This is a genomic window from Streptomyces sp. DH12 (assembly GCF_020873895.1).
Lineage (GTDB): Bacteria > Actinomycetota > Actinomycetes > Streptomycetales > Streptomycetaceae > Streptomyces.
Genome location: NZ_JAHWGT010000015.1, coordinates 1 through 19,226, shown reverse-complemented (window position 1 = coordinate 19,226; position 19,226 = coordinate 1). Strand labels below are relative to the sequence as shown.

Sequence of the window (19,226 nt, the reverse complement as noted above, 5' to 3'; positions counted from 1 at the left end):
CCTCACCCCCCGTCCGTCCGGGGCCCGCCCACGGCGGCCAGGTGCCGGGCCGCGAACTCGATCTCCAGACGCAGCTGCTTGATCCGTTCCTCCACCACCAACGAGCCGTGTCCCGCGTCGTACCGGTACACCTCGTGCACCGCGCCGCGGGCCGCGAGCCGGTCCACGTAGTTCTCCACCTGGCGGATCGGGCAGCGCGGGTCGTTGACTCCCGCCGCGATGTACACCGGCGCCCGCACCTCGTCCACGTACGTCAGCGGGTTCGAGGCCGCCCACCGCTCGGGCACCTCCTCGGGAGCCCCGCCGAACAGCGTCCGGTCCAGGGGCCGCAGCGCCTCCATCTGGTCGTGGTACGCCGTGACGTAGTCCGCGACCGGCACGTCGGCGATGCCCACTGCCCACGCGTCGGGCTGCGTGCCCAGACCCAGCAGCGTCAGGTAGCCGCCCCACGAGCCGCCGGCCAGCACCAGACGCTCCGGGTCCGCGAGGCCCGACGAGACGGCCCACTCCCGGACCGCCGCGATGTCCTCCAGCTCGATCAGCCCTACCCGGTGCCGCAGGGCGTCCGTCCACTCCCGGCCGTAGCCGGTGGAACCGCGGTAGTTCACCCGCACCACCGCGTAGCCGTGGTCCACCCATGCGGCGGGGCCCGCGGCGAACGCGTCGCTGTAGTGCCAGGTGGGGCCGCCGTGGACGTCGAACACCGTCGGCAGCGGGCCCGCCGCCCCCGCCGGCCGGTGGACCAGCGCGTGGACGCGCCCGCCGGGGCCCTCCACCCACACGTCCTCGACGGCGACCGATTCCGGTGCCCGCGTCCCCGGCGGGTCGAGGACGACCGCGCCCGACGTCGACCGCACCTCCGGCGGCATCGCGGCCGACGACCACAGGTACTCGACCTCGCCGTCCGGCCGGGCCGTCGCGTCCGACACCGAACCGGCCGGGGTGTCGACCCGCGTCAGCCGGCGCGTCGCCAGGTCGTACCGCCACAGGTCGCTGCGCGCCTCGAAGCTGTGGACGACCAGCAGCCCGGAACCGTCCGGGTACCACTCGGCGCTCACGTCGCCCGGCAGGTCCAGGTCGAGGTCCGTCTCCACCCCGGACACCACGTCCCAGACCATCGGCTCCCACCGGCCGCGCCGCTGGTGCCCCACGAGCAGCCGCGTGTCGCCGTCGACCGGTGCGAAGCCGAGCACCGCCAGGCCCAGCGGCTGCGTACCGCCCTTGGTGTCGTCCAGCTCCGCGACCGGCGTCACGGCCGGGGCCCCCGCGGCTCCGGCGGTGTCGGCGAGCCGGACCACGCGCAGCGCCGCGTGCGTCGCGTCACCGTGCTCGGTGTGCTCGACGGCGACCAGCGTCCCGTCGTGCGACAGGTCCCCGACGCCTGCGGACTCCCGGTGCCGGTAGATCTCCACGGGCTCCTGCCCCGGGCGGACCACGTGGAGGGTGGTGCCCTCCTCCTCCGTGGACCGGCCGACGACCGTGGTCCCGTCCCGTCCGACGGCCAGGCCCGCCGGGTAGGACGGCGCGAGCCCCGGCACGGCCGGCTCGTCCGGCCCGCCCGCGAACGGCTGCCGCATCCACACGCCGAACTCGTCGCCGTCGGTGTCGGCGAACCACCAGATCCACTCGCCGTCCGGGGACAGGACGCCGTCCGTCGTGCCGTTCGGCCGGTCCGTCACCTGCCGCTGCACACCGGTCTCCCGGTCCCAGGCGTACAACTCGTACGTCCCCGTAGCGTTCGACACGAACAGCGCCCGGTGCGGCGCGTCGAACGCCCACTCCGGCAGGGACACGCGCGGAGCGCGGAAGCGCTTCTCCCAGTCCGGCACGTCGGGCCCGCCGGCGGCCGGGGCCTGGTTCGTCGGTTTCGTTGGTACGTCGCTCGGCTCAGTCATGCCGTCCATCATGGACCGTCCGGCCGACATCCCGCCGGGCCTGTGGACAACTTGTCCACAGGCCCGCGACCAGCGGGGTTCAGCGCGTGCCGGTCGTCGGGTCCGCCGTGCACAGCGCCCAGATGACGAACACCCCGATGGCGATGCTGATGAAGCCCCAGACCGGCTGGTACGGCAGCCAGACGAAGTTGACGATGACGGCCAGCGAGGCGAGCGCCACACCGCTCGCCCTGGCCCAGGAGGCCCCGCGCAGGATGCCCCAGCCGATCAGCGCGAGGAGCAGCCCGAGGACGAGGTGGATCCAGCCCCACGCGGTGGTGTTGAACTTGAACACGTAGTTGCCGAGGACCCCGTACACGTCGTCCTCGGCGATGCCCACGATGCCCTGGAGCATCCCGAGCACCCCCTGCACGAGCAGGAGCACCCCGGCGAACATGGTCCCCGCCGAGGCCCAGGCCGCCCCGGACCCCGCCGGGGCACCGCCCTGGTGCCGAGCACGGGGATGTCCGGGAGCCGTGTCGTGCCGGTGACCCGCTGAGTCGCTCATCGCCTGCCCTCTCGTCGTACCGGTCCGGCCGGGTGTACGAGCAGCCTGCGCCGCGCGGCGACGCCCGGCGACCGGAAGGCACCCGTCCGGGCGACGCCCCCGCTTCCGCCCCCTGACAGGGCCCGCCTTCCGGACCAGGTCCCCAGGCCCTGTCCGGAAAGTCCCGCCTGGCCTCCGGGCAGACGGCGCTCCTTTCCGGACAGGACCTAGCCGGCCGGGGCGGCCATGGCCTCCGCGATGCCCCGCATCCCCTCGACGACGGCCTCCGCCCCGGCGTCGACGAGCTCCCGCGCCCGATCCGGCCCGTCCGCGTACCCGACCGCGGCGGCGCCGACCGCGTGCGCGGCGCGGACGTCGGCGGCCGAGTCACCGATCAGCACGCACAGGGTCACGTCCAGGCCCAGTTGCTCCGCGGCCCTGATGAGCGGGTACGGGTTCGGCTTCGTGAGTTCCGGCAGCCCCTCCGGCCGCCCCACGACGTGCAGTACGTACGACGACAGCCCCTGCCGGTCCAGGAAGGCCCGCACGCACGCGGCGGACGTGTCGCTGACGACCGCGATCCGCCGCCCCGCGTCCCGGGCGGCCTCCAGCACGGCGACGGCGCCGGGCGTCGGCCCGCCGGCGGCCTCCACGGCCTCGACCTCGGCCGCCGTGAGCGCCTCCGCCACCTCGTGCCCGAGCCCGGCGTCCCGCGCGTACGCCCGCCGCAGCACCTCGCCCGGATCCCCGACCCCCGCCGACCCGGCGGCGAGGACGGCATCCCGCCGAGCGACGACCTCCACCAACCGCCCCGCGACCTCCACCGCCCACGCCTCACCGAAGGCACGGCACAGAGGCCCCTCGAAGTCGATCAGCACCCCTTGCGCGGCACCCAGCACCTCACCCAGCACGTCACTCCCCATCACCCCCGCCTGCCCACCCCAGGTGCCCCCAGACCCCTCGACCACCACCCCGCCCCGGCCCGGCGACCCCACCCGGGACCGGTCCGACACCCCCGCCCCCGCCACGCGCCCGACCACCGGCCCCGGACAGCCGGGACCGGACCCGGCCGGCCCCCCGGCCCCCTGCCGGAAGCTGCTCCGACCCGTCATCACTCCGGCCCCCGAACACGACGAAGGCCAGGTACTGGAATCAGTACCTGGCCTTCGACCAGCTGTCGGGGTGGCGGGATTTGAACCCACGACCTCTTCGTCCCGAACGAAGCGCGCTGCCAAGCTGCGCTACACCCCGATGTCGCCGGTGTCCTGGCGACGTCGTTTACTTTAGCCCACCGGCGCCCGGAGACGAAATCCGGTTTCTCCGGGTCCGGCGGCGTGGGGGAGGGTGCGGGTTCAGTCGCGGGGGGTCAGGGTCAGCAGGGTCGCCTCCGGGGGGCAGGCGAAGCGGACGGGGGTGTAGCGGTTGGTGCCGCAGCCCGCCGAGACGTGGAGGTAGGCCGTGCGGCCGCCGGCGCGGTGGGTGGAGAGGCCCTTCGCGCGGTCCGTGTCGATGTCGCAGTTGGTGACGAGCGCCCCGTAGAAGGGGACGCACAGCTGGCCGCCGTGGGTGTGGCCGGCGAGGACCAGGGGGTAGCCGTCGGCGGTGAAGGCGTCCAGGGAGCGCAGGTACGGGGCGTGGACGACGCCCACGGAGAGGTCGGCGTCGGCCTCGGGGCCGCCGGCGACCTCCTCGTACCGGTCCCGCTTGATGTGCGGGTCGTCCAGGCCCGTGAACGCGAGCTCCAGACCCTCCGCCTTCAGCCGGCCGCGGGTGTTGGTCAGGTCCAGCCAGCCCGCCGCGTCGAAGGCGTCGCGGATGCCCTCCCACGGGTTGTGGACGGCGCCGACGGCCGGCGGGTTGCCGTTGAGGCCGTGGCGGCCCTGGAGCTTCTCGAAGAGGTAGCGGGCCGGGTTGCGGAGCTTGGGGCCGTAGTAGTCGTTGGAGCCGAAGACGTAGACGCCGGGGAAGTCCATCAGCGGGCCGAGGGCGTCCAGGAGTTCCGGTACGCCGTCCGGGTCGGAGAGGTTGTCGCCGGTGTTGACGACCAGGTCGGGGCGGAGCCCGGCCAGGGACCGGAGCCAGCGCTGCTTCTTGCGCTGGCCGCACACCATGTGGATGTCGGAGACCTGGAGGACCCTCAACGGGTTCGCGCCGCGCGGCAGTACCGGGACGGACACCCGTCGGAGCCGGAAGGAGCGGGCTTCGAAACCGGCGGCGTAGGCCACTCCGGCCGCGCCCAGTGCAGTGATGCCGAGGGGTACTCCGTATCGCGCGCGCATGGCCCCATGGTCGCAGACGGCGGGAGGGGTCGCGACGCCCGGTAAATGGGCGGGCGGGTGCGGGAGGGCACCTGTCATGCTTGCGGCATGACCACGCTCAAGTCCAAGTTGCAGGAAGACCTCACGGAGGCGATCAGGGCCCGTGACGAGCTCCGCTCCTCGACCCTCCGGCTGACGCTCGCCGCCATCACGAAGGAGGAGGTCGCGGGCAAGCAGTCGCGCGAGCTCTCCGACGACGAGGTGCAGAAGGTGATCGCCAAGGAGGCGAAGAAGCGCCGGGAGGCGGCCGAGGCGTTCACGGCGGGCGGCCGTACCGAGCAGGCCGAGCGGGAGCAGGCGGAGGGGGTCGTGCTCGACGCGTACCTGCCCCGGCAGCTGACGGACGACGAGCTGCGGCAGATCGTCGCGGAGGCGGTCGAGGAGGCCCGGGCCGGCGGTGCCGAGGGGCCGCGCGCGATGGGCGCCGTGATGAAGATCGTGAACCCGAAGGTGGCGGGCCGGGCCGAGGGCGGCCGGGTCGCCGCGCTGGTCAAGCAGCTCCTCGCCGGCTGAGGCGGCGGGCGCGCCCGGCCGGGCCGGCGGGCTCGGGTCGCCGGGGTCGCCGGGCACGGCCACGGCCGGGCCGTTCGGGCTCGGGCCCCGTCGGGCTCGGCGGGCGGTCCGGGCAGGTGTGAGGGCGTCCACCCCGCGGGGTGGACGCCCTCAGGCACGTCGGTGGGTCAGCGGTCGCCGCCGCCGCCCGGGCGGCCGTTGCCGTTCCCGTTGCCCTGGCCGTTGCCGTTGCCGTTCCCGCCGCTCAGCAGGTCCGTCGGGAAGGAGATGCCGGGGAAGGGCTCGTTGCCGTCGCCGCCGCCGGGGCCTCCCGGCTTGTTGTCGCCGGGCCGGGTCGGGACCTGGGGGCGCTGCGGGCCGCCGATCGGGACGCGGGCGAAGTCCGGCGCGGGGTGGCCCTCCAGGGCGCCCGCCACGGCGTCCTTCCAGATCGGGCCGGGGACCCGGCCGCCGAAGACCTTGTCGTGGTACCGCCCGCCGATGGTGATGTACTCCATCTTCACCTCCTGGGTGGGGCTGCCCACCCAGACGGCGCCGGAGAGGTTCGGCGTGTAGCCCACGAACCAGGCGTTGCGCCGGCTGTCCGTCGTACCGGTCTTGCCGGCGCTGTCACGCGACTCCAGGCCGGCCTCCTGGCCCGTACCGGAGTCGATCACACCGCGCAGCAGGGTGTTGATGGTGTCGGCGGTGCGCTCGCTCATGGCGCGCTGGCACTTGGAGCGCGGCACCCGCAGGTTCTTGCCCTCGGTGGTCCTGATCGACTCGATGGCCGTCGGCGTGCAGTACGTGCCGCGGTTGGCGAAGGTGGCGTACGCGCCGGCCATGGTCAGCGGGGACATGCCCTGGGAGCCCAGCGTCAGCGCGGACGGCTTCTCGGGCAGCTTCTTGTCGTCGCCCATGACGACGCCGAGCTTGTCGGTCATCTCCACGACCGGGCACATGCCGATCTCGCCGAGCATCTGCACGAAGTAGGTATTGACCGACTTCGCCATGGCGTCGCGCAGGTCGTACGGGCCGACCTCCGACTCGTTCTCGTTCTCGACGGTGTCGCCGCCGACGTTCCGCCAGGGCGTGCCGCTGCACGACTGCACCGAGTCCGGGTACGGCATCTTGTACGGCGACGGGTAGACCTGCCACGCCGGCTTGCCCTGCTCCAGGGCGGCCGCCGCGACGAACGGCTTGAAGGTCGAACCGGTCGGGAAGCCGTAGTTGGAGCCGCCCATGCCCTTGTTGACCGAGTAGTTGATCTGGGTCTCGTTCTTGTCGAAGCCGTACGGCTTGGACTGGCCCATCGCCAGGATCTTGCCGGTGCCGGGCTGGACCATGGTGACGGCCGTGGCGACCTTGTCGTCCTGGTTGACGTGCTGCTTGATCGAGTCCTGGGCCGCCTTCTGCGCCTGCGGGTCGAGCGTGGTGCGGATGGTGAGGCCGCCGCGGTTCCAGACCTTGGCGCGCGCCTCGCGGGACTTGCCGAAGACCGGGTTCGAGAGGAAGACCTCGCGGACGTAGTCGCAGAAGAAGCCGGCGCCGTCGCGCGCGGTGATGCAGCCGTTCTTCGGCCGGGTCACGTTGAGCTGGATCGGTTCGGCCTTCGCCTGCTCGGCCTCGGCGCGGCTGATGTCGCCGACGGTGGCCATGCGCTCCAGGACGATGTTGCGGCGCTTGGTGGCCTCCTGCACGTCGTTGACCGGGTCGTACCGGCTCGGCGACTGGACGAGTCCGGCGAGCATGGCCGCCTCGCCGAGGGTGAGGTCCTTGGCGCGCTTGGAGAAGTACCGCTGCGAGGCGGCCTCGATGCCGTACGCCTGCTGCCCGAAGAAGGTGATGTTGAGGTAGTTCTCGAGGATCGTCTTCTTCCCGAGTTCCTTCTCCACCTGGATCGCGTACTTCAGCTCCTGGATCTTGCGGCCCAGGGTCTGCTGGGTGGCCTGCGCGAACTTGTCGCGGTCGTCGCCGGCCTCCTCGACGAAGACGTTCTTGACGTACTGCTGGGTCAGGGTGGAGGCGCCCTGGGCGACCCCGCCCTCCTGGGCGTTGCGGTTGACCGCGCGCAGGACGCCCTTCAGGTCGACGGCGCCGTGCTCGTAGAAGCGCGAGTCCTCGATCGCGACGATCGCCTTCTGCATGTACGGCGAGATGGCCTCGAGGGGGACCACCTTGCGGTCGCGGGAGTAGACCGTCGCGATGAGCCCGCCCTCGGAGTCGAGGATCTGGGTGCGCTGGCTCAGCGGCGGCCTCTTCATGTTGGCCGGGATCTCGTCGAACCCCTGGACCGTCCCCTTGGCGGCGAGGCCGAGGGCTCCCGCCGCGGGCATGGCGATGCCGGCGAGCACGACTCCGGAGAGCACGCTGACACCGAGGAACTTGGCGGCCTGCTGGGTCGCGGTCAGACCCCCGCCCGAGCGGTTCTGTGGCATGGAGGCAGCCTACGTTCTCAATCGCCGGACACGTGTATATGCCTTGGCCTAAGCTGGTCACAACCGTCACTGCAGTCGCGTGACGCGGTCAGGGCATCCTCCTCGCACTCCCCCCGCACTCCCCCCGCACGTGCAAGGCGCCACCCCCTGGTACTACGTCCGAGCCCACCCCCCTCGTTCAGCGACCGTGCCGATCACTGTCCGTTTTCGTGATGTGTGTCAGGGTGTGCCCTGCGTGACGTGAGGGAAATGCCCCGATTCAAGCATTTCATCTTGTATGTCTATCGCTCACTCCCCTGGGTGATCTGCCGCTGACGCATAGTCCGTTCGGGCCATTCAAGATTGGGCCCGAAGGGGGTGTTGCGCTGTCCCCACCTTCCGTAACGTCCTCAACTGGCAGCGGTGAATATGCCGCTGCCGCCGTGGGGGAGCCTCGATTCGGGAGAGGACGGCGCCGGCATGGGCTGGGTAGCTGACTGGAGTGCGCAGGCGGCCTGCCGCACTACGGATCCGGACGAACTGTTCGTACAAGGAGCGGCGCAGAACAGGGCCAAGGCGGTGTGCACCGGGTGCCCGGTGCGGACCGAGTGCCTGGCCGACGCGCTGGACAACCGCGTCGAGTTCGGCGTGTGGGGCGGCATGACGGAGCGCGAGCGCCGCGCCCTGCTGCGCCGCCGGCCGACCGTCACGTCGTGGCGGCGGCTCCTGGAGACCGCACGCACGGAGTACGAGCGCAGCGCGGGCATCCTGCCCGTCGCACTCGACGACGACGAGACCTACGAGACGTACGCGGCGGTCGGCTGAGCCGACACCGGGCCCACGCGCCGCTCAGGTCGCCCACGCCGCGCCGCCTGTGCCGCCCGCGCCGCGCCGCCCGCGCTGCGCGCCGCGCGTGTCGCGTTCCGCGGGGCGCTTGCCAGGGCCGTCGTACGGTCGTACCGCTGCGCCCGCCTCCCCGCCCGTCCGGCGGGTGCCGGGGTGCGGCATTGGGGTCCGATGTCGGGCGCCGGTGCCGGGTGGCGGGGCGTCAGGTCTGTACGTCGCGGGGCGCCGTCGCCCCCTCGGCGAGGCGGTCGCCGACGGTCCGCAGCCCGGCGAGGTCGTGGACGTCGCCCGCGAGAGCGGCCACCTCGGCCACGGGCACGTCCGGGTGGAGTGACGTGAAGCGGTCACGCGTGAGCCGCTCACGCGCGAGTACCTGCATCCGCTCCGCGTGCAGGCGCAGGAGCCCGGACGTCAGCTCCGCCACGGCAGGCGGGACGTCCGGTGTCTGTTCGGGTGCGGGAGCCTCGGGAGAGGTGGCCGCCGGGCCACCGACACGAGCCTTCCCGCCCCCCTGATCCACAATGCGGCGCTCGTCAAGATTTTCCGCGGCGGCGAGGGCCCGCTCGGCCGAGAGCCGTACGGCACCGCTGCCGTGCACCCGGTTCAGGACGAGCCCCTCCAAGGGCATGTCGTCGGCGGCCAGCCGCTCCACGAAGTACGCCGCTTCCCGCAGCGCGTCCCGCTCGGGGGCGGCCACCACGAGGAACGCCGTCCCGGGCGCCTGGAGCAGCCGGTACGTGGCGTCCGCCCGCGTGCGGAAGCCGCCGAACATCGTGTCCATCGCCGCCACGAACGTCTGCACGTCCCGCAGCAGCTGACCCCCCAGCAGCTTGCCCAGCGTCCCGGTCATCATCGACATGCCGACGTTGAGGAACTTCATGCCGGCCCGGCCGCCCACCCTCGCCGGCGCCATCAGGGCCTTGATGAGCTTGCCGTCGAGGAACGACCCCAGCCGCCTCGGCGCGTCGAGGAAGTCCAGCGCCGACCGGGACGGCGGCGTGTCCACGACGATCAGGTCCCACTCGTCGCGCGCCCGCAGCTGGCCCAGCTTCTCCATCGCCATGTACTCCTGCGTGCCGGCGAAGCCGGCCGACAGGGACTGGTAGAAGGGGTTCGCCAGGATCGCGCGGGCCCGCTCCGGATCGGCGTGCGCCTCGACGATCTCGTCGAAGGTGCGCTTCATGTCCAGCATCATGGCGTGCAGCTCGCCGCCCGCGTCCGCCCCGACGCCCGCCACCCGGCGCGGGACGTTGTCCAGCTCCTCGATGCCCATCGACTGCGCCAGCCGGCGCGCGGGGTCGATGGTCAGCACGACCACCCTGCGGCCGCGCTCGGCCGCCCGCAGCCCCAGCGCCGCCGCCGTGGTGGTCTTCCCGACCCCGCCGGCGCCGCAGCACACGACGATGCGCGTCGCGGGGTCGTCCAGCAGCCGGTCGACCTCCAGCCGCCGGTACGGTGCCGGTCCGGTGCCGGTGCCGGTGCCGGTGCGCGTGCTCGTGTCCGTGCCCTCGGCCGTGCCCGTGGCCGCCGGTGCCGGTGTCCCGGCCGGTGGCGGGGTCGGTGTGGCTCCGGCGGCCGTCATGCGCTCACCCCGAGGTTCCTCCGCAGTTCCTTCGCCAGGTGGTACAGCCCCGCGAGGTCCACGCCCTCGCCGAGCAAGGGCAGCTCGTACGCCGGTACCTGCTGCTTCGCCAGCACCTCGCGCTGCTCACGCTCCAGCCCGACCCGCTGGGCGTGCTCCGCCGCCTGGTCGAGCAGCGGCCCGACCAGCTCCTCCGGGCGGGCCACCCCGGCCGCGGCCAGGGCCCGGGCGACGCCCTCGCGGTGGTCGCCCGCGGCGGCCCGTACCGCGTCCTCGTCGAGGACGTTCGGGCGGACCATGTTCACGAAGACGTCCCCGACCGGCAGCTCCGCGGCGCGCAGCTCGGCGATGCCGTCGGCGGTCTCCTGCACCGGCATCTCCTCCAGCAGAGTCACCAGGTGGACGGCCGTCTGCGGGGACTTGATGACCCGCATCACCGACTGCGCCTGGTGGTGGATCGGCCCCATCCGGGCCAGCCCCGCCACCTCGTCGTTGACGTTCAGGAAGCGCGTCACGCGGCCGGTCGGCGGGGCGTCCATGACGACGTGGTCGTAGACGTGGCGGCCCGCCCGGTCCTTGCGGCGCACCGCCTCGCACGCCTTGCCGGTGAGGAGGACGTCCCGGACGCCCGGCGCCACCGTCGTCGCGAAGTCGATCGCCCCGAGCTTCTTCAGGGCGCGGCCCGCTGCCCCCAGCTTGTAGAACATCTGGAGGTAGTCGAGCAGCGCGCGTTCGGCGTCGATGGCGAGGGCGTACACCTCCCCGCCGCCCGGTGCGACGGCGATCTTGCGCTCCTCGTACGGGAGCGCCTCCGTCTCGAAGAGCTGTGCGATGCCCTGTCTGCCTTCGACCTCGACGAGGAGGGTCCGCTTGCCCTCCGTCGCGAGGGCGAGCGCGAGGGCGGCGGCGACCGTCGTCTTACCGGTACCGCCCTTGCCGCTGACGACCTGGAGCCTGCTCACACAGCGAGCGTAACGAGTGGCGCGGGAGCCCACGCAGGAGGCTGCCCCGGGGTGGTGCCGGAGCGCACGCGGGAGGCTGCCCGGGGGTGGTGCCGGCGAGCGGATACAGTCGGCCCCATGACCAAGTGGGAATACGCGACCGTGCCCCTTCTCGTGCACGCGACCAAGCAGATCCTGGACACCTGGGGCGAGGACGGCTGGGAGCTCGTCCAGGTCGTCCCCGGCCCGAACAACCCCGAGCAGCTCGTGGCGTACCTGAAGCGGGAGAAGCCGTGACCGGGCGCGTCGAGGCGGCGCTCGCCGAGCGCGGCCTGACGCTGCCGCAGGTCGTGCCGCCGCTGGCCGCGTACCAGCCGGCCGTCCGGTCCGGCGTGTACGTGTACACCGCGGGCCAGCTGCCCATGGTGGACGGGAAGCTCCCGGTCACCGGCAAGGTCGGCGCCGAGGTCACGCCCGAGGAGGCCAAGGACCTGGCCCGCGTCTGCGCGCTGAACGCCCTGGCCGCGGTGAAGTCCGTCGCGGGCGACCTGGACCGCGTCGCGCGGGTCGTGAAGGTCGTCGGCTTCGTCGCCTCGGCACCCGACTTCACCGGCCAGCCGGCCGTGCTGAACGGGGCGAGCGAACTGCTCGGCGACGTCCTCGGCGACCGCGGGGTCCACGCGCGCAGCGCGGTGGGCGTGACGGTACTGCCGTTGGACGCGCCCGTCGAGGTCGAGCTCCAGGTGGAGCTCCTGCCGGAGGACTGAGCCGCCCCGGAGCCCCGGGCACCGGGGCTCCGCCCCCGGCCACGGGGTCGGGGCGCGGCCCCGACCCGGGCGACCGGGGCCCCGGTACGTCGGCGGTCGGCCACGCGCTGCCCGCCGCCGGCCGCCCGCCACGCGCCGCCCGGCCCGCCGCCCGCCGCGCGGCTCCCGTAGTGAGCGTCGCCGCGTGGACCGCCCTCGCGCTCCGCGACGCCGGTGGGCTCTCGAACATCCGGTCCGATCGTCATAGGCTCCGGCCATGCCGAATGGTCAGTGGTACCCACCGGAATGGCCCGACCGCATCCGCGCCCTCGCGGCCGGCGAGCTGACGGCCGTGGCGCCCCGCCGCGCCGCCACCGTGCTGCTCCTGCGCGACGCCGGTGACGCCACCGAGGTGCACATGCTGCGCCGCCGCGCCTCCATGGCCTTCGCCGGCGGCGCGTACGCCTACCCCGGCGGCTCCGTCGACCCGCGCGACGAGCACCCGGTCCGCTGGGCCGGCCCGAGCCCCGCCGACTGGGCCGCCCGTCTCGGCGTCGCCACGGCCGCCGAGGCCCAGGCCGTCGTCTGCGCGGCCGTCAGGGAGACGTTCGAGGAGGCCGGCGTCCTGCTCGCCGGGCCCACGCCGGACTCCGTCGTCGGCGACACCACCGGCGACGACTGGGAGGCGGCCCGCGCCGCCCTGGTGGCGCGCGAACTGTCGTTCGCGGAGTTCCTCGACGCGCGGAACCTCGTCCTCCGCTCCGACCTACTGGGCGCCTGGGCGCGCTGGATCACCCCGGAGTTCGAGCCGCGCCGCTACGACACGTGGTTCTTCGTCGCCGCCCTCCCCACCGGCCAGCGCACCCGCAACGCCTCCACCGAGGCCGACCGGACCGTGTGGATCCGTCCCGCCGAAGCGGCCGCCGGGTACGACCGGGGCGACCTGCTGATGATGCCGCCGACCATCGCGACGCTGCGCAGCCTCACGGCGTACGGCACGCCGCTCGCCGCCCTGGACGCCGCCCGCGACCGGGACCTGACGCCGGTCCTCGCGCGCGCCAGACTGGAGGGTGACGAGGTGGTGCTGAGCTGGCCCGGCCACGACGAGTTCACCCGGCACGTGTCCGGGCCGGGCACCGGAGGTGACCTGTGACCGACGCCGCCGCCCTTCCGGGCCAGCCGCGCGGGACCGTCGTCTCCGGTCCCGCCACCGACCGCGCCGTCAACGTCCTCGCGCCGAACCCGTCCGCGATGACGCTGGACGGCACCAACACCTGGATACTTTCCGAACCCGACTCCCCGCTCGCGGTCGTCGTCGACCCCGGCCCCCTCGACGAGGGCCACCTCCGCGCCGTACGCGACACGGCCGAGCGCCTGGGCAAGCGCGTCGCGCTGACCCTGCTGACCCACGGCCACCCCGACCACGCGGAGGGCGCCGCCCGCTTCGCCGAGCTGACGCGGACCTCCGTACGCGCCCTGGACCCGGCGTTGCGCCTCGGCGGGGAGGGGCTGCACGCCGGGCAGGTCGTCGCCGTCGGCGGGCTGGAGCTCCGGGTGGTGGCGACGCCCGGCCACACCGGCGACTCGCTCAGCTTCCACCTGCCGGCCGACCGCGCGGTGCTGACCGGGGACACCGTCCTCGGCCGCGGCACCACCGTCGTGGCCCACCCGGACGGGCGGCTCGGCGACTACCTGGACTCGCTGCGGCGGCTGCGCTCACTGACGGTCGACGACGGCGTGCACACGGTCCTGCCGGGCCACGGCCCGGTCCTCGACGACGCGCAGGGCGCCGTGGAGTTCTACCTCGCGCACCGGGCGAACCGGCTCGCCCAGGTCGAGACGGCCGTCGAGGACGGCTACACGACCCCGGCCGAGGTGGTCGCGCACGTCTACGCCGACGTCGACAGGTCCCTGTGGCCCGCCGCGGAACTGTCGGTGCGGGCGCAGCTGGAGTACCTGACCGAGCACGGCCTGATCTGACGTCGGAGGCGGCGGCGCCGGACCGGCACGGCGCCCGGCCGCCGCGGCGCCGGGCCCACCCGACGCCGCGGCGGCAGGCGTGCGGCAGGGGGGGGCGGCCCGGCGTGGCGAAGTCGGTACACATCCGCGACACTCCTCCCGCTCACAGCCGACACGCCGTGCTTTACGCTCCCTTTACATCCGTTGATCGGACCCCGGGGGGCCCACGTGTTCGTCCTGTCCATCCTGCTGCTCGTCGCCGCCGTGGTGCTGTTCCTCGTCGGGCGCGCCCAGGAGCGCCCGGCCTTCCGGCTCGGCGCGGTGGGCGCGCTGCTGGCGTCCCTGTGCGCGGGACTGGCCAGCTGCCTGCACATCGTCAGCGCGTACGAGGTCGGCGTGCCCGTGACGTTCGGCAAGGTCGGTACGCCGCTGCACCCGGGCGTCAACGTCGTCTCGCCGTTCACGCACGTGACGAGCTTCTCCACCCGCCCCGTCGACCTGAACCTCTCCGACAAGGACGTCGTCGAGGTCCGCTCCACGCAGGGCGGCGTGATGTACGCGGAGCTGACCGTGAAGTGGGCCGTCAAGCCGGCGAAGGCGGTGGAGCTGTACCGGCTCGCCGGCAACGAGGCGTCCATCCAGCAGCGGCTGGTCTTCCCGGACAGCCGGGAGATCGTCCGCAACGTCTTCGCGCGCTACACGAGCGAGGAGGGGTACACCTCCGCCCGCGAGAAGATCAACGCTGAGATCGGTGTGCTGATCAAGGACCGGCTGGCGCCGCGCGGCATCGACGTGACGACCGTCAACCTGCGGAACGTGAAGCCCTCCGACCAGCTCCAGGAGCAGATCGACCGCAAGATCCAGCAGCAGCAGGCCACCGAGCGGGCCCAGGAGGCCGCCCGTACGGCCACGGCGGAGTCCGAGCGCCGCCGCATCGAGGCCGAGGGCATCGCCCGGGCGAACAAGATCCTGAACAACTCGCTGACCGACAAGGTCCTGATGAACCAGTGCATCGACGCCTACCGGGACGCCGCGGCCAAGAACCCGGTCTACGCCGTCCCCTGCGGCGGCGGCAGCGCGACGCCGGTGATCGTCGACGACAAGAAGAACTGACCCCGCGGCCGGCGCGCCCCCGAAGCGAAGGGGGCGCGCGCCGGCCGGTGACGCACGGAAGGGCCGCCCCGCGGTGTCGCGGGGCGGCCCTTCCGTGCGTACTGCCTACTGCGTACTGCCGGTGTCCACTGCTCTGCCTACTGCCGGTGTCCGGGTCAGCGTGAGCGCTTCGCCAGGCGCTCCACGTCCAGCAGGATGACGGCGCGCGCCTCCAGGCGCAGCCAGCCGCGGCCCGCGAAGTCGGCCAGCGCCTTGTTGACCGTCTCGCGTGACGCGCCGACGAGCTGGGCCAGCTCCTCCTGGGTGAGGTCGTGCACGACGTGGATGCCCTCCTCGGACTGCACGCCGAAGCGGCGCGACAGGTCGAGGAGCGCCCGGGCGACACGGCCCGGCACGTCGGAGAAGACCAGGTCGGACATCTGGTCGTTGGTCTTGCGCAGGCGCCGGGCGACGGCGCGCAGCAGCGCGGAGGCCACCTCGGGGCGGGCGTTCAGCCAGGGCTGGAGGTCGCCGTGGCCCAGGCCGAGCAGCTTGACCTCGGTCAGCGCGGTCGCCGTGGCCGTGCGCGGGCCCGGGTCGAACAGGGACAGCTCACCGATCAGCTCGCCCGGACCGAGGACGGCGAGCATGTTCTCGCGGCCGTCGGGGGACGTGCGGTGGAGCTTGACCTTGCCTTCGGTGACCACGTAGAGCCGGTCGCCCGGGTCGCCCTCGTGGAAGAGCGCGTCGCCGCGGGCGAGCGTCACCTCACTCATCGAGGCGCGGAGCTCCGCGGCCTGCTCGTCATCGAGCGCCGCGAAGAGCGGGGCGCGCCGCAGAACGTCGTCCACGAGTTCTCTCCTATGTCGACCTGCTCAGGACGTTGGTCCCCATGATGCCGGACGGGGCGGTGCTCTTCCGGGGGACGCTGCTCGACGCGGCACCCCGGAGGGTCGGGCCCCCGCAGGTTCATTGTCGTGCGATCAATCACAACAAGTTTGACGTACCGGTGTGCGTGTCCGTGCGGCAGGGCCCCGATTGGGTCGTGATCCCCTGTGCTCAGGGCGGATGTCGGCCCTGGCGCTTAGGCTGGCCGGGTGTCCGATTCGCCGGTGAGAGCGCACGCCGAGGGGGCTGGCAGAGTGTCCGGGGAGCAGAATTCCGCTGTGGGCGAACAAGTGTCTACTGCCGAAAAGAAGAACGCCCAGAAGCGACCAAAAGGGATAAAGAAGGCGTCTGCCCCGGAATCCCGCACCGCTCTGGTCCGCCGCGCCCGGCGGATCAACCGCGAGCTCGCCGAGGTCTACCCGTACGCGCATCCGGAGCTCGACTTCCGCAACCCCTTCGAGCTCCTCGTCGCCACGGTCCTCTCCGCCCAGACGACCGACCTGCGGGTGAACCAGACGACGCCCGCCCTCTTCGCGAAGTACCCCACCCCCGAGGACCTCGCGGCGGCGGTGCCGGAGGAGCTGGAGGAGATCATCCGGCCGACCGGGTTCTTCCGGGCGAAGGCCCGCTCCCTCATCGGCCTGTCCACCGCCCTGCGCGACGACTTCGGCGGCGAGGTCCCCGGCCGCCTCGCCGACCTGGTGACCCTCCCCGGCGTGGGCCGCAAGACGGCCAACGTGGTGCTCGGGAACGTCTTCGGCGTCCCCGGCGTCACCGTCGACACGCACTTCGGGCGGCTCGTCCGCCGCTGGAAGTGGACCGCCGAGGAGGACCCCGAGAAGGTCGAGGCGGAGGTGTGCGCCCTCTTCCCGAAGTCCGACTGGACGATGCTGTCGCACCGGGTGATCTTCCACGGCCGCCGCATCTGCCACGCCCGCAAGCCCGCCTGCGGCGCCTGCCCCATCGCCCCGCTGTGCCCGGCATACGGCGAGGGGGAGACCGACCCGGAGAAGGCGAAGAAGCTGCTCAAGTACGAGAAGGGCGGCTACCCCGGCCAGCGCCTGGCCCCGCCCCCCGACTTCCCCGGCCGTCCCGCCGCGCCCCTGACGACGGCCGACCCCGAGGGCGACCCGGGCTCCGGCGCGGCCGCGGCGGCCGGCGGTGGCACGGCCACCGGCGGGACGCCGGGCGCGGCCGGGGCCCCCGGGGCCTGAGCGGCGCCGGGCGGGCGGAACGATCGAGTGGCGGGAATGCGTTGGGTGAGTCGGGGGTGGCTGTGACGCGCGCGGAGCAAGACACGTACGACACCGGGGACGACGGCCCGGCAGGGCCGGGACGTCCGGCTGCCGCCGCCCAGGAGGCGCGGGGCGCGCTGGGCGCCCCGGGAGTCCACGAAGCCGTGGGCGCCCCCGCCGCCCACGGCCCTGACGCGGGCGCCCCCGCCACCCACGGCCCGGGCGCCTCCGGCGGCCCCCCGCCCGTCACCGTCAGCGTCGAGGGGCTGCCCGGGTGGCTGGAGCCCGTCGCCAAGGCGGCCCACACGATCGCACCCGAGCAGCTCAGCCGGTTCCTGCCGCCTCCGCAGGGCGGTCGGCAGGCCGCCGTGCTCATCCTGTTCGGCGAGGGCGAGCGCGGCCCGGAGCTGCTGCTCATGGAGCGGTCCAGCAGCCTGCGCGCCCACGCCGGCCAGCCGTCCTTCCCCGGCGGCGCCCTCGACCCGGAGGACGGCGACCCCGAGACGCTGGGGCCGCTGCGTGCCGCGCTGCGCGAGGCGTGGGAGGAGACCGGCCTCGACCCCGAGGGCGTGCAGGTCTTCGCCGTGCTGCCCCGGCTCTTCATCCCGGTGAGCGGCTTCGTCGTCACGCCCGTACTCGGGTGGTGGAGGGAGCCGAGCCCGGTCGGCGCCGTGGACCCGGCCGAGACGGCGCGGGTGTTCACGGTGCCGGTGGCGGACCTCACGGACGCCGCCAACCGGGCCACGGCCGTCCACCCCAGCGGCTACCGGGGCCCGGCGTTCCTGGTCCAGTCCGCCCTGGTGTGGGGCTTCACGGCGGGGCTGATCGACCGGATCCTGCACTTCGCCGGCTGGGAGGAGCCCTGGGACCGGGGGAGGCAGGTCCCGCTCGACTGGCGTGCATGACAGGCTGACTGCTGGCTCCGCGGCCGCACGGGGCGACCGGAGACGAATCTGCGAGGCTATTGACGGTGAACGTGCTGGACATCCTGCTGCTGGTCGCCGCCGTGTGGTTCGCGATCGTCGGGTACCGACAGGGGTTCGTGGTCGGCATCCTGTCGGTGATCGGTTTCCTCGGCGGCGGACTCGTCGCCGTCTACCTGCTGCCGCTCGTGTGGGGGCCGCTCACGGGCGACGCGGAGGTCTCCACGACCGCCGCCATCATCGCCATCGCGATCGTCCTGGTCTTCGCGTCGGTGGGGCAGACCCTCACCACCCACCTGGGCAACAAGCTCCGCCGCCACATCACCTGGTCGCCCGCCCGCGCCCTCGACGCGACGGGCGGCGCCCTGGTCAACGTGGTCGCGATGCTGCTCGTCGCGTGGCTCATCGGCGCGGCCCTGGCCCAGACGGCCCTGCCGTTCGGCAAGGAGGTCCGCAGCTCGAAGGTGCTGCTCGGGGTCTCCCGGGTCATGCCGGCGCAGGGGTCGACGCTCTTCACGGACTTCTCGGCGGTACTCGCGCAGAACGGCTTCCCGCAGGTCTTCAACCCGTTCGCCAACGAGCCGATCACCGAGGTCCGCCCGCCCGACCCGGCCCTGGTGAACAGCCCCGTCGCCGCCCGCGCCAAGGACTCCATCGTGAAGGTCGTCGGCACGGCAGGCAGCTGCGGCAAGGTCCTGGAGGGCACCGGCTTCGTCTTCGGCGAGCGCCGCGTCATGACCAACGCCCACGTGGTGGGCGGCGTCGACGAGCCGACCGTGCAGATAGGCGGCGAGGGCAGGCTCTACGACGCGACGGTCGTCCTGTACGACTGGCAGCGCGACATCGCCGTCCTGGACGTGCCGGACCTCAAGGCCACGCCCCTGGAATTCACCGGGGACGACGCCCGCAGCGGCGACGACGCGATCGTCGCGGGCTTCCCGGAGAACGGCGCGTACGACGTCCGCTCGGCACGCGTCCGGGGCCGCATCAACGCCGAGGGCCCCGACATCTACCACCGCGGCGAGGTCCGGCGCGACGTGTACTCGCTGCACGCGACAGTCCGTCAGGGCAACTCCGGCGGGCCCCTGCTCACGGCGGACGGCAAGGTCTACGGCGTGATCTTCGCGCGGTCCCTGGACGACGCCAACACCGGGTACGCGCTGACCGTCGACGAGATCCGCGAGGACATCACACTCGGCCTCAGCGCCAACCAGCAGGTCGACAGCCAGGGGTGCGCGCTCTGACCGCAGGGCCCTGACGGCGCCGAGGCGGCGAGGCTGCGGCGCCTGGGACGAGGCGGCGTCCGGGCTGCGGCGTCCGGGCGGTGGGGGGGGGGGGCGCCGCCCAGCTCGCCGAGGTCCTCGAC

18 protein-coding genes and 1 tRNA gene are annotated in these 19,226 nt (G+C 73.4%); 10 read left to right on the top strand and 9 right to left on the bottom strand.

The window, feature by feature from the left end; genetic code table 11:
• Positions 1-2: 2 nt before the first annotated feature.
• The 5 genes from LPA54_RS15650 to LPA54_RS15630 all read right to left on the bottom strand — a co-directional run bounded on the left by LPA54_RS15650 (position 3) and on the right by LPA54_RS15630 (position 4,700).
• A complete protein-coding gene (locus tag LPA54_RS15650; RefSeq protein ID WP_228978305.1) occupies positions 3-1,904 on the bottom strand; it encodes a prolyl oligopeptidase family serine peptidase in 1,902 nt (633 codons plus the stop codon).
• Positions 1,905-1,974: 70 nt separating this feature from the next.
• The gene (locus LPA54_RS15645; RefSeq protein WP_228978303.1) at positions 1,975-2,331 is read right to left on the bottom strand and encodes a hypothetical protein; all 357 of its coding nucleotides are present in this window, start codon (positions 2,329-2,331) and stop codon (positions 1,975-1,977) included.
• 317 nt (positions 2,332-2,648) lie between these two features.
• Positions 2,649-3,344 carry an HAD family hydrolase gene (locus tag LPA54_RS15640; RefSeq protein ID WP_228978038.1) on the bottom strand — a complete coding sequence of 232 codons (696 nt, stop codon included), beginning with the start codon at positions 3,342-3,344 and terminating at the stop codon, positions 2,649-2,651.
• 254 nt (positions 3,345-3,598) lie between these two features.
• A tRNA-Pro gene (locus LPA54_RS15635) sits at positions 3,599-3,672 on the bottom strand.
• Positions 3,673-3,773: 101 nt separating this feature from the next.
• Positions 3,774-4,700: a metallophosphoesterase gene (locus tag LPA54_RS15630; protein WP_228978036.1), complete on the bottom strand. Its 927-nt coding sequence runs from the start codon at positions 4,698-4,700 to the stop codon at positions 3,774-3,776.
• An 87-nt stretch (positions 4,701-4,787) separates the two neighbouring features.
• On the opposite strand from LPA54_RS15630, the gene LPA54_RS15625 reads away from it, so the two are divergent.
• A complete protein-coding gene (locus tag LPA54_RS15625; RefSeq protein ID WP_228978034.1) occupies positions 4,788-5,252 on the top strand; it encodes a GatB/YqeY domain-containing protein in 465 nt (154 codons plus the stop codon).
• A gap of 167 nt (positions 5,253-5,419) precedes the next feature.
• On the opposite strand, the gene LPA54_RS15620 is transcribed toward LPA54_RS15625, so the two are convergent.
• A complete protein-coding gene (locus LPA54_RS15620) occupies positions 5,420-7,669 on the bottom strand; it encodes a transglycosylase domain-containing protein (protein WP_228978030.1) in 2,250 nt (749 codons plus the stop codon).
• Positions 7,670-8,128: 459 nt separating this feature from the next.
• Between LPA54_RS15620 and LPA54_RS15615 the strand changes: the two genes are divergently transcribed.
• The gene (locus LPA54_RS15615) at positions 8,129-8,473 is read left to right on the top strand and encodes a WhiB family transcriptional regulator (protein WP_058940833.1); all 345 of its coding nucleotides are present in this window, start codon (positions 8,129-8,131) and stop codon (positions 8,471-8,473) included.
• 223 nt (positions 8,474-8,696) lie between these two features.
• On the opposite strand, the gene LPA54_RS15610 is transcribed toward LPA54_RS15615, so the two are convergent.
• Entirely contained in the window at positions 8,697-10,076 is a 1,380-nt protein-coding gene (locus tag LPA54_RS15610; RefSeq protein ID WP_228978029.1) for an ArsA family ATPase, read from the bottom strand.
• Positions 10,073-11,038 carry an ArsA-related P-loop ATPase gene (locus LPA54_RS15605; protein ID WP_228978023.1) on the bottom strand — a complete coding sequence of 322 codons (966 nt, stop codon included), beginning with the start codon at positions 11,036-11,038 and terminating at the stop codon, positions 10,073-10,075. Before LPA54_RS15605 ends, LPA54_RS15610 begins: the two co-directional genes overlap by 4 nt.
• A gap of 117 nt (positions 11,039-11,155) precedes the next feature.
• Between LPA54_RS15605 and LPA54_RS15600 the strand changes: the two genes are divergently transcribed.
• The 5 genes from LPA54_RS15600 (at position 11,156) to LPA54_RS15580 (ending at position 14,835) form a co-directional block, all read left to right on the top strand.
• Positions 11,156-11,314, top strand: a complete 159-nt coding sequence (locus LPA54_RS15600) for a DUF4177 domain-containing protein (RefSeq protein ID WP_019992579.1) — start codon at positions 11,156-11,158, stop codon at positions 11,312-11,314.
• Positions 11,311-11,784 (top strand): RidA family protein, encoded by a 474-nt coding sequence (locus tag LPA54_RS15595; protein ID WP_228978021.1) that lies wholly within the window; start codon positions 11,311-11,313, stop codon positions 11,782-11,784. Before LPA54_RS15600 ends, LPA54_RS15595 begins: the two co-directional genes overlap by 4 nt.
• A gap of 256 nt (positions 11,785-12,040) precedes the next feature.
• On the top strand, positions 12,041-12,916 hold the full coding sequence (locus LPA54_RS15590) for an NUDIX hydrolase (protein ID WP_228978019.1): 876 nt from the start codon (positions 12,041-12,043) through the stop codon (positions 12,914-12,916).
• Positions 12,913-13,743 (top strand): MBL fold metallo-hydrolase, encoded by an 831-nt coding sequence (locus tag LPA54_RS15585; RefSeq protein ID WP_228978017.1) that lies wholly within the window; start codon positions 12,913-12,915, stop codon positions 13,741-13,743. Before LPA54_RS15590 ends, LPA54_RS15585 begins: the two co-directional genes overlap by 4 nt.
• A 207-nt stretch (positions 13,744-13,950) precedes the next feature.
• On the top strand, positions 13,951-14,835 hold the full coding sequence (locus LPA54_RS15580; protein ID WP_228978016.1) for a prohibitin family protein: 885 nt from the start codon (positions 13,951-13,953) through the stop codon (positions 14,833-14,835).
• A gap of 155 nt (positions 14,836-14,990) precedes the next feature.
• Here the strand turns inward: LPA54_RS15580 and LPA54_RS15575 are convergent, their stop codons facing one another.
• Complete coding sequence (locus tag LPA54_RS15575; RefSeq protein ID WP_010473292.1) at positions 14,991-15,665, bottom strand: Crp/Fnr family transcriptional regulator; 675 nt, start codon at positions 15,663-15,665, stop codon at positions 14,991-14,993.
• 372 nt (positions 15,666-16,037) lie between these two features.
• On the opposite strand from LPA54_RS15575, the gene nth reads away from it, so the two are divergent.
• The 3 genes from nth to LPA54_RS15560 all read left to right on the top strand — a co-directional run bounded on the left by nth (position 16,038) and on the right by LPA54_RS15560 (position 19,104).
• Entirely contained in the window at positions 16,038-16,916 is an 879-nt protein-coding gene (gene nth / locus LPA54_RS15570) for an endonuclease III (protein WP_228978301.1), read from the top strand.
• A 185-nt stretch (positions 16,917-17,101) separates the two neighbouring features.
• On the top strand, positions 17,102-17,842 hold the full coding sequence (locus tag LPA54_RS15565; protein ID WP_228978300.1) for a CoA pyrophosphatase: 741 nt from the start codon (positions 17,102-17,104) through the stop codon (positions 17,840-17,842).
• Positions 17,843-17,907: 65 nt separating this feature from the next.
• A complete protein-coding gene (locus LPA54_RS15560; protein ID WP_228978013.1) occupies positions 17,908-19,104 on the top strand; it encodes a MarP family serine protease in 1,197 nt (398 codons plus the stop codon).
• The last annotated feature ends 122 nt before the right edge of the window (positions 19,105-19,226 follow it).

Bases quoted from the DNA above. Each gene is read 5' to 3' on its own strand.
- LPA54_RS15650 (WP_228978305.1), bottom strand. From the start codon at position 1,904: ATGGACGGCATGACTGAGCCGAGCGACGTACCAACGAAACCGACGAAC.
- LPA54_RS15645 (WP_228978303.1), bottom strand. From the start codon at position 2,331: ATGTTCGCCGGGGTGCTCCTGCTCGTGCAGGGGGTGCTCGGGATGCTC.
- LPA54_RS15640 (WP_228978038.1), bottom strand. From the start codon at position 3,344: ATGGGGAGTGACGTGCTGGGTGAGGTGCTGGGTGCCGCGCAAGGGGTG.
- LPA54_RS15630 (WP_228978036.1), bottom strand. From the start codon at position 4,700: ATGCGCGCGCGATACGGAGTACCCCTCGGCATCACTGCACTGGGCGCG.
- LPA54_RS15625 (WP_228978034.1), top strand. From the start codon at position 4,788: ATGACCACGCTCAAGTCCAAGTTGCAGGAAGACCTCACGGAGGCGATC.
- LPA54_RS15620 (WP_228978030.1), bottom strand. From the start codon at position 7,669: ATGCCACAGAACCGCTCGGGCGGGGGTCTGACCGCGACCCAGCAGGCC.
- LPA54_RS15615 (WP_058940833.1), top strand. From the start codon at position 8,129: ATGGGCTGGGTAGCTGACTGGAGTGCGCAGGCGGCCTGCCGCACTACG.
- LPA54_RS15610 (WP_228978029.1), bottom strand. From the start codon at position 10,076: ATGACGGCCGCCGGAGCCACACCGACCCCGCCACCGGCCGGGACACCG.
- LPA54_RS15600 (WP_019992579.1), top strand. From the start codon at position 11,156: ATGACCAAGTGGGAATACGCGACCGTGCCCCTTCTCGTGCACGCGACC.
- LPA54_RS15590 (WP_228978019.1), top strand. From the start codon at position 12,041: ATGCCGAATGGTCAGTGGTACCCACCGGAATGGCCCGACCGCATCCGC.